The sequence below is a fragment of the Microbacterium sp. A94 genome, assembly GCF_051842855.1.
In the GTDB taxonomy this organism is placed as follows: Bacteria; Actinomycetota; Actinomycetes; order Actinomycetales; family Microbacteriaceae; genus Microbacterium.
Genome location: NZ_JBPXMU010000002.1, coordinates 89,008 through 102,683, shown reverse-complemented (window position 1 = coordinate 102,683; position 13,676 = coordinate 89,008). Strand labels below are relative to the sequence as shown.

General features: G+C 64.9%; 10 protein-coding genes. 8 read left to right on the top strand and 2 right to left on the bottom strand.

Annotated elements, in window-relative coordinates; genetic code table 11:
- Positions 1 to 26 precede the first annotated feature (26 nt).
- On the bottom strand, positions 27 to 560 hold the full coding sequence (locus ACSU1L_RS06400; RefSeq protein WP_439255116.1) for a MarR family winged helix-turn-helix transcriptional regulator: 534 nt from the start codon (positions 558 to 560) through the stop codon (positions 27 to 29).
- A gap of 316 nt (positions 561 to 876) precedes the next feature.
- Between ACSU1L_RS06400 and ACSU1L_RS06395 the strand changes: the two genes are divergently transcribed.
- Together ACSU1L_RS06395 and ppsA are read left to right on the top strand one after the other, a co-directional pair.
- A complete protein-coding gene (locus ACSU1L_RS06395; RefSeq protein WP_439255115.1) occupies positions 877 to 1,713 on the top strand; it encodes a pyruvate, water dikinase regulatory protein in 837 nt (278 codons plus the stop codon).
- Positions 1,714 to 1,749: 36 nt separating this feature from the next.
- On the top strand, positions 1,750 to 4,146 hold the full coding sequence (gene ppsA, locus ACSU1L_RS06390; RefSeq protein ID WP_439255114.1) for a phosphoenolpyruvate synthase: 2,397 nt from the start codon (positions 1,750 to 1,752) through the stop codon (positions 4,144 to 4,146).
- A 27-nt stretch (positions 4,147 to 4,173) separates the two neighbouring features.
- On the opposite strand, the gene ACSU1L_RS06385 is transcribed toward ppsA, so the two are convergent.
- Positions 4,174 to 4,818, bottom strand: a complete 645-nt coding sequence (locus ACSU1L_RS06385) for a GntR family transcriptional regulator (RefSeq protein ID WP_439255113.1) — start codon at positions 4,816 to 4,818, stop codon at positions 4,174 to 4,176.
- Positions 4,819 to 4,962: 144 nt separating this feature from the next.
- On the opposite strand from ACSU1L_RS06385, the gene ACSU1L_RS06380 reads away from it, so the two are divergent.
- The 6 genes from ACSU1L_RS06380 to ACSU1L_RS06355 all read left to right on the top strand — a co-directional run bounded on the left by ACSU1L_RS06380 (position 4,963) and on the right by ACSU1L_RS06355 (position 13,674).
- Positions 4,963 to 6,363, top strand: coding sequence for an FAD-binding oxidoreductase (locus ACSU1L_RS06380; RefSeq protein ID WP_439255112.1), 1,401 nt, complete (start codon positions 4,963 to 4,965; stop codon positions 6,361 to 6,363).
- Entirely contained in the window at positions 6,360 to 6,788 is a 429-nt protein-coding gene (locus ACSU1L_RS06375; protein ID WP_439255111.1) for a GlcG/HbpS family heme-binding protein, read from the top strand. The genes ACSU1L_RS06380 and ACSU1L_RS06375 overlap by 4 nt, the downstream gene beginning before the upstream one ends.
- Positions 6,785 to 8,992 (top strand): malate synthase G, encoded by a 2,208-nt coding sequence (locus ACSU1L_RS06370; RefSeq protein WP_439255110.1) that lies wholly within the window; start codon positions 6,785 to 6,787, stop codon positions 8,990 to 8,992. Before ACSU1L_RS06375 ends, ACSU1L_RS06370 begins: the two co-directional genes overlap by 4 nt.
- Positions 8,989 to 9,513: a hypothetical protein gene (locus ACSU1L_RS06365; protein WP_439255109.1), complete on the top strand. Its 525-nt coding sequence runs from the start codon at positions 8,989 to 8,991 to the stop codon at positions 9,511 to 9,513. The genes ACSU1L_RS06370 and ACSU1L_RS06365 overlap by 4 nt, the downstream gene beginning before the upstream one ends.
- 254 nt (positions 9,514 to 9,767) lie before the next feature.
- Positions 9,768 to 12,482: an alpha/beta hydrolase-fold protein gene (locus ACSU1L_RS06360; protein ID WP_439255108.1), complete on the top strand. Its 2,715-nt coding sequence runs from the start codon at positions 9,768 to 9,770 to the stop codon at positions 12,480 to 12,482.
- A 73-nt stretch (positions 12,483 to 12,555) separates the two neighbouring features.
- Positions 12,556 to 13,674, top strand: coding sequence for a COG1470 family protein (locus tag ACSU1L_RS06355; RefSeq protein WP_439255107.1), 1,119 nt, complete (start codon positions 12,556 to 12,558; stop codon positions 13,672 to 13,674).
- The last annotated feature ends 2 nt before the right edge of the window (positions 13,675 to 13,676 follow it).

Below are 13,676 nucleotides of genomic sequence, written 5' to 3'. Positions count from 1 at the left end.
CTGTGCGCCCTCGCAGGCGTAAAGCATCAGAGCGGGTCCGGTGGCTGCACAGGGTCCGAGAAATCTCCGGCCTCTTTGCGGAAGCGTGCGAGGATCCGGACAAGATCGATGGTGTCGCCATCAGCAAGCCCGACGTCACAGAACACTTCGTTCAGTGCTGCGGTTGCCGACTCGATGATCCCCCGGCCGGCGGGAGTCAGGACGACGAGGGCGGCTCTGCCATCGTCAGGATGCTGTTCTCGCTGCACCAGCTCGTCTTTCACGAGCCGCGTCACCGTGTTCGTCACACTCGTCGGGTGAACCTGCAGGCGCGCGATCGCACTGGCCATCGGCATCCGGCCCTCGCGAGTGAAGGCGAGTAGCCGCAACATTTCGAACCGTGCGAAAGAAAGCCCGAAAGGCTTCAGCGTCCGCTCAACCCGCGCGAGCATGAGCTGTTGCGTGCGCATCACCGACGTCACTGCCGACATGCCGGCGGCGGCATCCTGCCACCCGTGAACGGTCCACTGGCGCTTGGCCTCAGCGATCGGGTCAACAGGAAGCGGATTGTTGCGTGTCATCGTTCACTCTCCCCTTCACCGTCAAACATATTCGTTCTGACTCAATCGGCAGAATGCACCACGCAGGGCTTGTCGGCGCACGGGGGGGAGGGGGGGGGGGGGGGGGGAGAGCAGCGGTCCCACAAAGGAAGGGAAANCCCCCCCCTACCCCCCCCCCCCCCCCCCCCCCCCCCCCCCCCCCCCCCCCCCCCCCCCCCCCCCAACAGCGGTCCCACAACGGAAGGGAAAGACTTCGTCTTTCCGGTCGGGTAAATATGCAGAATCCTTCGCCATGAAATGGCCATTCAGCATGATGAACTTTCCGTAGCGTTGTCTCATGACCACCCCCGCAGTCCCAGACACCGCCGCCGCGCGCGCCGCGTACTTCGTCTCGGACAGCACGGGTGTCACCGCGGAAACTCTCGGCAATGCACTGCTGGCGAACTTCCCCGGTATCCGCTTCCTCAAACACACGATCCCGTTCGTGGTCACCGATGCCGAGGCGCGCGGAGTCGTCACTAGCATCGACGCGGACGCTGAACTAGGCCGCGCGCCGCTCGTCTTCACAACGGTGAAGCACGCGGCGATCCGCAGCATCCTGGCCAGCTCCAAGGCTGTCCTGATCGACCTCCTCGCCGGTCACCTGACGGAGCTGGAGACAGCACTCGGCACGACGGCATCAGAACAACTCGGCCAGTTCCATGGCCTGGGTGACACCGACCGCTACTTCGCGCGCATGCGCGCCGTCGAATACGCGATCGAACACGACGACGGGCAGAGCTCAAGGGCTCTCGACCAGGCCGACGTCGTCATCATCGCGCCATCCCGTTGCGGCAAGACGCCAACGACCATGTACCTCGCTCTGCAACACGGGCTGCGAGTGGCGAATTACCCGCTCACGGACGACGACTACCCGTCCGAAGCACTCCCGCGTGCAGTGGCGAAGTATGGTGCCCGCTGCTTCGGGCTCACCACCACGCCCCTGCGGCTGAGTCAGGTGCGCCACGAACGGCGGCCGAGCTCGCAGTACTCCAGCCTCGAGCAGTGCACCGTCGAGCTGCGCCGTGCCGAAGACCTCTACCGACGAAACCGTGTTCCCTTCCTGAACTCCGCGACCAAAAGCGTCGAGGAGATGTCCGCGGTCATCATGCAGACCATGAAGCTGCGGGCGTGACCGCGCTTTATATAACCCAGTGAAAGAAGCATCCTTATGAGCAACATCCTGTGGTTCGACGAGGTCGGCATGGCAGACCTTCCTCAGGTCGGCGGCAAGAACGCCTCCCTCGGCGAGATGGTCTCCCACCTCGGAGGCCTCGGCGTGCGCGTGCCCGGCGGCTTCGCGACGACAGCGGATGCTTATCGCTCCTTTCTTTCGACGAGCGGCCTCGACCTGCGCATCCGCGAAGCGGTCGAAGCAATCGACGTCGACGACGTCACCCAGCTCTCCCGCGTCGGCGCCGCGGTGCGCGAGTGGATCGAGCAGCAGCCGCTGCCCGATGACATCGAGCGTGACATCCGCTCCGCTTACACGCGCCTGGTCGAGAACGACCCCGCCCCGGATGCCGTTTCCTGGGCCGTACGTTCATCGGCCACCGCAGAAGACCTCCCCGACGCCTCTTTCGCCGGCCAGCAGGAGACATTCCTCAACATCGCCGGCATCGAGCACATCCTGCAGGCAGTGAAGCAGGTGTTCTCGTCGCTCTACAACGACCGCGCAATCTCATACCGGGTGCACAACGGCTTCGACCACCACGACGTGGCGCTCTCCGTCGGCGTGCAGCGGATGGTGCGCTCCGACATCGGAGCATCCGGAGTCATGTTCACCGTCGACACCGAATCCGGTTTCGAGGACGCCGTCTTCATCACCAGCTCTTACGGGCTGGGCGAGGCCGTCGTGCAGGGTGCCGTGAACCCGGATGAGTTCTATGTCTACAAGCCGGCGCTCGCCGCCTTCCGCCCCGCGATCCTCAAGCGCTCCGTCGGCGAGAAAGCGATCGCGATGCGATACACCGAGAGTGAGCAGGTCGGCGGAACGACCGTCTTCGAAGACGTCCCGCTCGACCAGCGCCGCCTGCTCAGCATCACGGATGCTGAGGTCGAAGAACTGGCCCGTCACGCAGTCACGATCGAGCAGCACTACGGACGCCCGATGGACATCGAGTGGGCGCGCGACGGCGTCGACGGCAGGATCTACATCCTGCAGGCTCGACCAGAGACCGTCGTTTCCCGCGCCGACGCGAACGTCATGCGCCGCTTCGTACTCGCCGAGCGAAGTGATGTGCTCTCGACCGGACGCGCGATCGGTCAGAAGATCGGCTCCGGCGCGGTGAGCGTGCTGCGCAGCATCGACCAGATGGCGGACTTCAGAGCGGGCGACGTGCTCGTGGCCGACATGACCGACCCCGACTGGGAGCCGATCATGAAGAAAGCATCCGCGATCGTCACGAACCGCGGTGGCCGCACCTGCCACGCGGCGATCATCGCGCGCGAGCTCGGCATCCCCGCGGTCGTCGGCACGGGAGATGCGACCAGCGTGCTCCCTGACGGCCTTGACGTCACCGTCTCGTGTGCGGAGGGTGACGACGGCCTCGTCTACCAAGGTCTCCTCGACTTCACCGAGGAGGAGACCCACCTGGATCGGATGCCGGAGGTCCCGGTCAAGATCATGATGAATGTCGGCACACCCGATCAGGCCTTCTCCTTTTCGCGCCTGCCCAATCGTGGTGTCGGACTCGCGCGCCTGGAGTTCGTCATCAACCGCCAGATCGGCATCCATCCGCGTGCTCTGCTCGATTACGAAACGCTCCCGGACGATCTGAGAACCCAGATCTCCGACCGCATCGCGGCGTACTCGTCACCGCGGGAGTTCTTCGTGCAGCGCGTCGTAGAGGGTGTGGCGATGCTGGCCGCAGCGTTCGCTCCGGAGCCGGTGATCGTGCGCATGAGCGACTTCAAGTCGAATGAGTACGCGAACCTGCTCGGTGGTGACCGCTACGAGCCGCACGAGGAGAACCCGATGATCGGGTACCGTGGGGCGTCGCGCTACATCTCCGCGGACTTCCGCGAGTGCTTCGATATGGAGTGCGAGGCTATCCGCCGGGTGCGCGATGACATGGGCCTGAAGAACGTCAAGATCATGATCCCGTTCGTCCGCACCGTGGCCGAGGGCGCAGCCGTTATCGAACTACTCGCCGCGAACGGCCTGCGTCGCGGCGAGAACGGACTCGAGGTCGTCATGATGTGCGAGGTGCCGTCGAACGCGCTGCTGGCGGACGAATTCCTCGATCACTTCGACGGTTTCTCGATCGGCTCGAACGACATGACCCAGCTGACGCTCGGCCTTGACCGCGACTCCGCGCTCGTCGCGCAGACGTTCGATGAGCGCGACCCGGCAGTGAAGAAGATGCTCGCGATGGCGATCGAGGCGTGCCTGCGTCGCGGCAAGTACGTCGGCATCTGCGGGCAGGGGCCATCGGACCACCCGGATCTCGCCGACTGGCTGCTCGATCAGGGAATCGAATCGATGTCGCTCAACCCCGACACTGTTGTGGAAACCTGGATGCGGTTGGCGCAGCGCGCGGACAAGGCGGTGCCCGCGCTCGGGTGACACCTGCGCGGCAGCACGCAGCACCTCTTACCGCCGATGCGCCCGATCGTGGATCGATCGCATGTGCTCCATGAGGCGCGTCGAGAACGCGGCGACGTCCCGTTGTGAGACGATCTCGGCGAGATCCGCATGGTCGGTCACGATCGCCTGCATCCGCGTCTTGTCGTGCCAGACCGACCGCGTCGTCATGCGCCGAAGCCTGTCACGCAGACCGCGATAGATATCGGCGAGGATGTCGTTGCCGCTGGAATTCACGATCACGAGGTGGAACTCGGCATCCAGTGTCGTGAACGTCTCGATGTCACCGGCATCCATCGCCACACGCATCTGCTCGGTGATGTCGAGCAGCCGGCGGCGCAGGGCCTGGGCGGCATCGGCGCTCGCCGCGATCGTGGTCATCGCGTGCGTCTCGATGAGTTGCCGCGCCTCGAGAACCTGTTCCTTCTCCTCCGGCTGAACGGGCACGACCAGCGCGCCGCGCTTCGGATAGAGCTTCAGCCACCCCTCGGCCTCGAGCCGCAAAAAAGCTTCGCGCACGGGTGTGCGGCTGAGGCCGGTGGCTTCAACGAACTGCCCCTCGGTGATCAGCTCACCGGAGCCGATCTGTCCGTCGAGGATGAGCTCACGAACATGTCGGTAGACCTGATCCGACGCAGACATCGGCTGGGACATCCGGACCTCCTTCGCCTCGCCCTCCAGATTATCGCGCAAAGCGGGCGTTGGGATTCATGTTGTATCTATCTTGCATCTATGACGTATCTAACGCTAGCCTCGGTTCGAACGGGCGCGAAGGCCCAGGGAGCAGATGGAGACAATATGACAGCCGCAGCTCACCCGGTGATCCCAGAACTAGCGCAGGCGCTTCCTGCCGACGCGCTCATCACGGACCCGGCATCCATCGACGCCTACCGGTGGGATCGGGCCCTTGATCCGAACGCCGGCGTCCCGCTCGCCGTCGTGCGCCCGACCACGACCGAGCAGGTGCAGGAGGTCGTGCAGATCGCGGCCCGCAATCGCATCGCCATTGTGCCGCGCGGCGCCGGTTCAGGGCTCTCGGGCGGCAGCTCCGCCGTCGAAGGCGCGCTGATCGTCTCTCTCGATCGGATGCGACGGATCGAGGTCGATGCCGCAACCCGGATGGCCACAGTCCAGCCCGGGGCCTTCAACGCCGAGGTGAAGCAGGCCGCCGCAGCCCACGGCCTCTGGTACCCGCCGGACCCGTCCTCGTTCGAGTTCTGCTCGATCGGCGGCAACGTCGCAACCAACGCCGGTGGTCTCTGCTGCGTCAAATACGGCGTGACGACCGACTATGTGCTCGGCATGACGGTCGTCCTCGCCGATGGCCGCGCCGTGACCCTCGGCGGACCCCGGCTGAAGGACGTCGCTGGGCTCTCCCTCGCCAAGCTGTTCGTCGGAAGCGAAGGGACGCTCGGCATCATCACCGAGATCATCCTCCGTCTGGTCCCCGCCCAGCGGCCCCCATCCACGGTCGTGGCCACCTTCCCGACGCTGACGGGCGCGACCGACGCGGTGCTGGAGATCACGCGAACTATGCGCCCATCGATGCTGGAGCTCATGGATCGCATTTCGATCAATGCCGTCGAAGACGAGACGCGCATGGGGCTCGACCGGGAAGCCGCGGCGATGCTCATCATCCAATCCGACGAGTCACCGGCCGCGGCGAGTGAAGAGGTCGCACGGGTGGAGGCGATCTGCCAACAGTTCGGCGCGAGCGAGTGCTACATGACAGCGGATCCCGACGAGAGCGAGGCATTCGTCGTCGCCCGTCGAATGGCGATTCCAGCGATAGAGAAGAAGGGCAAGCTGCTGCTCGAAGACGTCGGCGTTCCGCTCCCGCGCCTCGGTGATCTGGTCGCCGGGCTCGAGCAGATCTCTGCCGCGCGTGAGGTTCTGATCGCCGTCATCGCGCACGCGGGCGATGGCAACACGCATCCGCTCATCGTGTTCGACCCGAACGATCTCGACCAGCAGGCCCGCGCCGAAGCGGCCTACGGAGAGGTCATCGACCTTGCGATCTCACTCGGCGGCACCATCACCGGCGAGCACGGGGTCGGCCGACTCAAGCAGCCGTGGCTGCCGGCGTACCTCGGCCCGGACGTGCTCGAACTCAACATCCGCATCAAGAACGCCCTTGACCCGCAGAACATCTTCAACCCCGGCGCCGTATTCGGCCCCTTGGGAGAGGCAGCCTCATGACCACGCACACAACCATCCAAGCCGTCACCTATGCCACCGCAGCCCGCGCGATCGAGCTCGGAATGCAGATTGCGACCGCCGCGGGCGTGCGTGCGGTGATCACCGTCGCCGACCCCACCATGGCTATGGTCGCCTTCGGCCGCACCGATGGTGCCACACCGCACAGTGTTGAGACGAGTCGCCGAAAGGCGGCAACCGCCGCGTCGACCCGCAAGCCCACCGTTGCGATCGCGCCCGAGTTCGCCGTCGCGCTCGAGCACGGCACCGGCGGACTGCTCACCAGCGTTGCCGGTGGCGTTCCCCTCTCGTTCGCCGGTGTGCACATCGGTGGAATCGGCATCGCTGGTGGGCGTCCGGACCAGGACGCTGAGATCGCGCTTGCTCTGCTCGCCGAACTCGGTGCCGACGTGGAGGTCGCCCGATGAACGCGCAGCGGGTGGGCCGGTCTGGACTTCAGGTGATGCTGCCGCTGGCGGAATTCGTCGAGAGGGAGGCGCTTCCGGCATCCGGAATCGAGGCGGGCGCGTTCTGGGCGGGCGTGGCCGACATCATCCGCGATCTTGCTCCCGTCAATCGCGAGCTTCTCGACGTTCGTGACCGGATGCAGCAGAGCATCGATGCATATCACTTGGCGAACCCCGGACAACCGGATGCTGCCGACTATCGCCGCCACCTGGAAGAGATCGGGTATCTGCTGCCGGCTCCGGCATCCGTCACGGTCGTCACCGAGGGCGTCGATGCGGAGATCGCGCAGATCGCCGGCCCCCAACTCGTGGTGCCGCTGCTCAACGCACGATTCGCGATCAACGCCGCCAACGCGCGGTGGGGTTCGCTCTACGACGCACTCTACGGCACAGATGTGATCTCTGCCGATGGTGATCTCGCACCAGGAAGCGGCTACAACCCCGCCCGTGGCGCTGCGGCGATTCAGCGCGGGCGTGAACTGCTCGATCAGGTGGCACCGCTCGAGCGCGGATCGCACCGCGATGCCACGGGTTACCGGGTCGAAGACGGAGCGCTGCGGGTGCAGCTCGCGTCCGCGGGCCCCGTCGCTCTTGCCGACCCGGACGGATTCGTCGGCTTCACCGGCGACCCGGCAGATCCAGCATCGGTCGTTCTCGTCCATCACGGATTGCACGTCGAGATCGTGCGCGACCGCGAGAGCACGATCGGCAGCTCTGACCCGGCCGCGATCGCTGACATCGTGATCGAATCGGCCACGACGACGATCATGGACCTCGAAGACTCGGTCGCGGCGGTGGATGCCGAAGACAAGGTGCTGGGATACCGCAACTGGCATGCGCTGATGCGCGGTGACCTCACGGCCGAAGTGGCCAAGGACGGATCGACGTTCCTGCGGACGATGAATCCCGATCGCACGTTCACCACTCCCGATGGTGGCAGTGTGTCGCTGCCGGGGCGTTCCTTGCTGCTTGTGCGCAACGTCGGTCACCTGATGACCACCGATGCGGTTCTTGATGCGTCGGACGCTGAGATACCCGAGGGCATCCTCGACGCGGTCATGACGGTCCTCGGCTCGGTCGCCGACCTGCGGGGGGATGCCGTGGGCGGAAACTCTCGCACCGGATCGGTCTACGTCGTCAAGCCGAAGATGCATGGACCGGAAGAGGTGGCGTTCGCCGTCTCGCTCTTCGAACGGGTCGAGAAGCTGCTGGATCTGCCGCACGCGAGCGTGAAACTCGGCATCATGGACGAGGAACGCCGAACGACCGTCAACCTCGCCGCCTGCATTGAGGCTGCGCGCGAGCGCGTCGCCTTCATCAACACCGGCTTCCTCGATCGCACCGGCGATGAGCTGCACACCTCCATGCATGCGGGCGTCATGGTCCCGAAGGCCGCCATGCGCGATGAAGCATGGTTGGCGGCGTACGAGCGCTCCAACGTCGACGTCGGCACGGCCTCTGGCCTGCGCGGACGCGGTCAGATCGGCAAGGGGATGTGGGCGATGCCCGACCTCATGCGCGACATGCTCGAACAGAAGGCGTCGCAGCTGCGGGCCGGAGCGACGACGGCGTGGGTACCATCGCCGACCGCGGCAACCCTGCATGCGCTGCACTATCACGAGGTTGACACAGACGCGGTGGCCGCCGAGCTAGCGGAACGTCCGGCACAGTCCATCGACGAGATCCTCCACATTCCGCTGGTGGACGGTTCGCTTTCGCCGGAGACGATCGAGGTTGAGCTCGACAATAACGTGCAGTCGATCCTCGGCTACGTCGTGCGCTGGATCGATCAGGGCATCGGGTGCTCGAAGGTTCCCGACATCCATGGCGTCGCACTGATGGAGGATCGCGCCACACTGCGCATCTCCAGCCAACTGCTGGCGAACTGGCTGGTGCACGGCGTGATCGACGTCGACGACATCGACCAGAGCCTGCACCGGATGGCACCTGTCGTTGACCAGCAGAACGCGGATGACCTGCTGTACGAGCCGTTGGTCGGAGCGTACGGGCCGGGGCTCGCCTTCGATGCGGCCCGACGACTGATCATCGAGGGCGCCCGCCAGCCCAATGGTTATACCGAGCCGCTCCTGCACCGACTGCGGCGTGAGAAGAAGGCAGGCGTGGAGTCATCGCAGCACGCGGACTCTGCCAAAATAGGCGGATGACGAGGACGAAGACCCTGGTGCCGCTGATCGGAATGCTCGTCCTGGGAGCAGCGCTGATCAGCGGATGCGCACCGGTGCCAGCCATTGAGGATTCGACGCCGCCGGCGGAGGCGGTTTCGGAATCGCCGACACCAACCGCCGCGCCGTCGCACCCGACGACATCTTCCCCCGACACGGATGCGACAACGAGCTTCCTCGCGTGGCTCGATGCTTCGCGCGTTCCCGACCTCGATGCTGCCTGCGCGCCGCTGTCGCCCGCGCTCGTCGCCCGGATGCTCGCGGAAATGCAGCGCGACGGTTTCCCTGAGGTCTCCACGTGCGAGGAGATGATCACTGTCGCTGCAGAGCTGTATCGCGCGTTCGATCAGAGTGCTGAGGTGACCATCGACGTGCAATCCGAGACGGCGAGCGACGCCGTTCTGTTCGTCACCTACCTCGCCAGCGGGGACTGCGGGACAGTCGTGATGGAGCGTCCGGCATCCGAATGGATCATCACCGAGCAGACCGAAGAGTGCGCCTGATCTGCTGCGCGCGCGGCTGAGCTATCCGTCTACGACTCAAGGTCAGCGATCAATGTGGACTTTCGTTTACAACGTCGTAATTTCTCTTGACTTCGATTGATAATTAGCGCCATGCTGGCCATCGGACGGATTACTACGTTGTAAACGCCGATCGTCTGGTGATGCCTCGTGGGATTCGCCGCGTGCCGCCTCGCTGCCGTCGCGGCATCCGAAGCGCGCCTTCATGCGCGTCAAAACGAGAGGAATCAAAGGTGATGAGAACTCGAACAACCGCTCCCCATCCCGCAGGCTCAGGCCGGCGATGGGCAGCGATTCTTACCGCTGCTGCGGTGGGAGCGGGATCGCTACTGGCGACCCCGTCAGCCTTCGCCGCAACGCCAGAGGATCCGTGGATAGGCCACCCAGCCGAGGGGCTGCACCGGTTCTATGTGCCGGACGCTGTTGTACAAGCCGAAGTGGGAACGTCCGCAGCTTCCGTCCGTGTCGAGGGAAACTTCGGGCCCGGCAACACGTGGTCTCACCTGAATCTGGGACTCAACGGCGACGAGTGGAACGCGACGATCGGGCCGCTCGAGCCGGGGCAGTATTACTACCAGTACACGGCAACGATCGCGGGCAGCGATGAGGAGGTTACCTTCCGAAACCCCGATATCGAACAGGTGGTAACCGCTCAGCCCGCGATGAACACCTTCTTCGTAGCGGGTGACTCAGCGGCGTGGCTGGCTGACGTGCCTGCAGGCGGCCAGCTGGAAACCTTCACGTACGACAGCGCCGTGGCCGATACTGAGAAGTCCGCGCAGGTGTGGACCCCGCCGAGCTACGACCCGAACCGCGCCGAGCCATACCCCGTGCTGTACCTGTTGCAAGACCGCGGGCAGGCGCACTCAGAATGGACCGAACTTGGTCGAGCGGCGCAGATCCTCGACAATCTCGCAGTCGAGGGTGATCTCGAACCCATGGTTGTTGTGATGGGCGACGGGGACTCCACCGATGTCCGTGCCGAGGTGCTCGACAGCCTCGTGCCCGCGGCTCAGGACGAGTTCCACATTTCCATAGATCCTTCGGAGCAGGCAATCGCTGGCATCGGCCGAGGCGCATCGCAGGCGCTGAACCTCATGGTGACCGATCCTGGCGAATTCTCGCATGTTGGTTCGTTCTCTGGGAGCCTCGCGAGCAGTATCTCTGCGGCTAAGGCTCAGCAGATCAACGAGGGCACAGACCTGGTGCGTCTGTACGTCGGCAACACCACTGACCGCTCGTACAACCAGAACGTGAGCCTGGTCGGCAAGCTCGACGCCGCGGGCGTGGAGTACGAGTTCGACGGTTCGAACCCTGATTTCGGTGACGTCTGGGAGACCTGGCAGCATTCGCTCCACGACTTCGCCTCGCGACTGTTCCGCGATGTCGGTGATCACGGAATGAGCGAAGGGCATCTGGCGCTGGATGGCGGACACTCGCTACCTGCACCAGGAACAACCCCGACGCCGTGGGTGGACGAGAACGGCATCGTCACGTTCGAGACGGGTACTGAGTTCAGCTCGGCCAAGAACGTCACGATCTGGGCGAACTGGGCGCCGGCAGGAAACTGGCTGCGCATTCCGATGGAGAAGGCCGGAGACCGGTGGCGTCTGACCCTGGGGCCGGTCGAGGGCGGCTCGTACTATTACAAGTTCGTCGTCGATGGAGTCGATCACAAGGACACGGGTAACCCGACCTTCGTCAACTCGGAGCCGACCTGGAGCACGTTCTTCGTTGCGGGCGACGGGATCAGAGGCGAGTTCACCGGAGATGTGGCACCGGACAATCGCGGTGCTGTCGACACGATGAACTACGAGAGCAGTGCAGGCGGAGACGCGCGCTCGGCCTACGTCTGGACGCCCCCGGGGTATGACGCTGATCGTGAAGAGGCCTATCCGGTCTTCTTCTTGCAGCACGGTGGCGGTCAGACCTGGAGCGACTGGGTGCAGGTCGGTCGCGCCGCACAGATCCTCGACAACCACTACGCCAAGGGCAACATCACCCCGATGGTGGTCGTGATGGCCAACGGCAACGGTGTGGATTATCCGAAGGAGATTCTGCAGAACATCATCCCGGCAACCGAATCGGCGTACAACGTCAGCTCGGATCCGGCACAGCGCGCTCTGGCCGGGCTTTCGATGGGATCGGGACACGCTCTGAGTACGCTCTACGCGCATCCTGGCGAGTTCGGCTACATCGGAGCCATGTCGGCGTTCAGCCCGCCGCCGGCCAGCGCCGACGTCGAGGCGATCAACGCAGGAACGAAGCTTTTGGCCGTCTACACCGGCGACATCCAGGACTTCACCTACGAGAACACCATGACGCTCGTCGCTGCGCTGGAGGATCGCGGAATCAACCACGAGTTCAACCCACCGATTCCGGGACCGCACAGCTGGGACGTCTGGCAGAAGTCGATCATCGACTTCCTGCCGAAGCTCTTCAAGGCGGACAGCACGTCCGGTATCCCGATCGAGGCCGCCATTACAGAAGGGGAGAACGGCGTGCTCGCGATCACCGTTGCCGATTTCGGCGCGGGCATCGCACTGTCGGCGCCGGAGAACGTCGGCGACCGGCTGCGATTCAGCGGAGCGCTGCCAGAGGTCGCAGTGACCGACTCCCGCACGGCACAGCAGGCGGGGCTGGGCGGCTGGACCGTCGCAGCTCAGGCGCGATCATTCACCTCGGGAGGTCAGACCATCCAGGCTGATCACCTGGGGTGGATTCCAGAAGTGCTGACCCCGCGTGATGGGCTCGCCGCCGGCGACTCGATCGCGACAGCGCTGGACGGTGGTCTGGGTCTGTCGACTCCCGCAGAGCTCGCCAGTGCGAACACTGAGGGACGCTTCGGCGCAGCCAAGCTCGGAGCAGGACTCCTGCTGGAGGTCCCCGTGGACACCCAGCCGGGAACCTACTCCAGCGTCCTGTCCGTCTCGCTGTTCCCGGTCGACTGACCGCGGAACCCTGATTGAGTGTGGCCGGCCGGTCGACTTCCGTCCGGCCGGCCGCACCAGGGCATGGAGCATCATGATCTCCCGTCATCTCAACCGCATCAGTACGGTCGCGCTCGCCGCGTTCCTTGTGCTCGGACAGCCAGCGGTCTCGAGCGCTCACCCGCTTATCGTCCCCGCAGCGGCCGATCCCGCATCCGAGCCATCCGAGAGCGTTACCTGGGCTCTGCAGCCGGCATCCGGCGAGGGCGCCGATGGGCGCGTCTCGCTGCGGCACGCCGTCGATCCTGGTGGCTCGGTGGACGAATATCTGGCACTCACGAACTACAGCGGACAGCCCGCAGACTTCGCCGTCTACGCCAGCGACGGCACGGTCGGTGCAGACGGCAGCTTCGATCTGATCTCCCCTGATGAGGAATCGGTCGGCAGTGGCTCGTGGGTTGCTCTCGCCGCTCCGGACGGCGCGCAGCCCCGCGCAGAAGGCGGGTTCGTGGCCACGGTGCCCGCGGATTCTACGGTCGTCATCCCGGTGCAGATCGCGGTGCCAGCAGACGCCACGCCGGGCGATCACCCAGCAGGCATCGTCGCCGAGCTCATCCCTGCCGCTGCGACGGAAGTGCACCTGGCATCCCGAATCGGTGTGCGCGTGCATCTCCGAGTATCCGGAGACATCGTCGCGGGCATTCACCCTCAAAACGTCACTTCCACCTACGTGCCATCGTGGAATCCGTTCGCCCCCGGCACGATGATCGTGGACTATTCCCTTGTGAACTCCGGGAACGTGCGACTCGGCGCAGACTCCATCGTGTCGATTACCGGTCCTTTCGGTGTGCTTCCCGCCGAGAGTCCCGCTGTGGACAAGCGTGAGATCTTGCCCCAGCAATCGGTGGAGGTATCTGCACAGTTCCCGGTCTGGCCGCTATTCCTCGCCGAGGGGACCGCCTCAGCCGCACCGAAGGTCGTCGGTGGCGACACGATCGAGAATCAGTTGGATTCCTCGGCCGAATCTTTCAGCGCCTGGACGGTGCCGTGGGCGCAGCTGTGCCTGCTCGTGCTGCTCGTCCTCGGAGTGTTCGGGATTCGGCGTTGGCGGGAGCATTCGGCGGTGCGCGTTCAGGCCCGCATCGATGCGGCGGTCGCCGCCGCCCAGTCGTCACCGGTGCTCGCGGAGACCCCTGCCCAGACAGAAAGCTGAGC

Bases quoted from the DNA above. Each gene is read 5' to 3' on its own strand.
- ACSU1L_RS06400 (WP_439255116.1), bottom strand. From the start codon at position 560: ATGACACGCAACAATCCGCTTCCTGTTGACCCGATCGCTGAGGCCAAG.
- ACSU1L_RS06370 (WP_439255110.1), top strand. From the start codon at position 6,785: ATGAACGCGCAGCGGGTGGGCCGGTCTGGACTTCAGGTGATGCTGCCG.
- ACSU1L_RS06375 (WP_439255111.1), top strand. From the start codon at position 6,360: ATGACCACGCACACAACCATCCAAGCCGTCACCTATGCCACCGCAGCC.
- ACSU1L_RS06380 (WP_439255112.1), top strand. From the start codon at position 4,963: ATGACAGCCGCAGCTCACCCGGTGATCCCAGAACTAGCGCAGGCGCTT.
- ACSU1L_RS06385 (WP_439255113.1), bottom strand. From the start codon at position 4,818: ATGTCCCAGCCGATGTCTGCGTCGGATCAGGTCTACCGACATGTTCGT.
- ACSU1L_RS06355 (WP_439255107.1), top strand. From the start codon at position 12,556: ATGATCTCCCGTCATCTCAACCGCATCAGTACGGTCGCGCTCGCCGCG.
- ACSU1L_RS06360 (WP_439255108.1), top strand. From the start codon at position 9,768: ATGAGAACTCGAACAACCGCTCCCCATCCCGCAGGCTCAGGCCGGCGA.
- ppsA (WP_439255114.1), top strand. From the start codon at position 1,750: ATGAGCAACATCCTGTGGTTCGACGAGGTCGGCATGGCAGACCTTCCT.
- ACSU1L_RS06365 (WP_439255109.1), top strand. From the start codon at position 8,989: ATGACGAGGACGAAGACCCTGGTGCCGCTGATCGGAATGCTCGTCCTG.
- ACSU1L_RS06395 (WP_439255115.1), top strand. From the start codon at position 877: ATGACCACCCCCGCAGTCCCAGACACCGCCGCCGCGCGCGCCGCGTAC.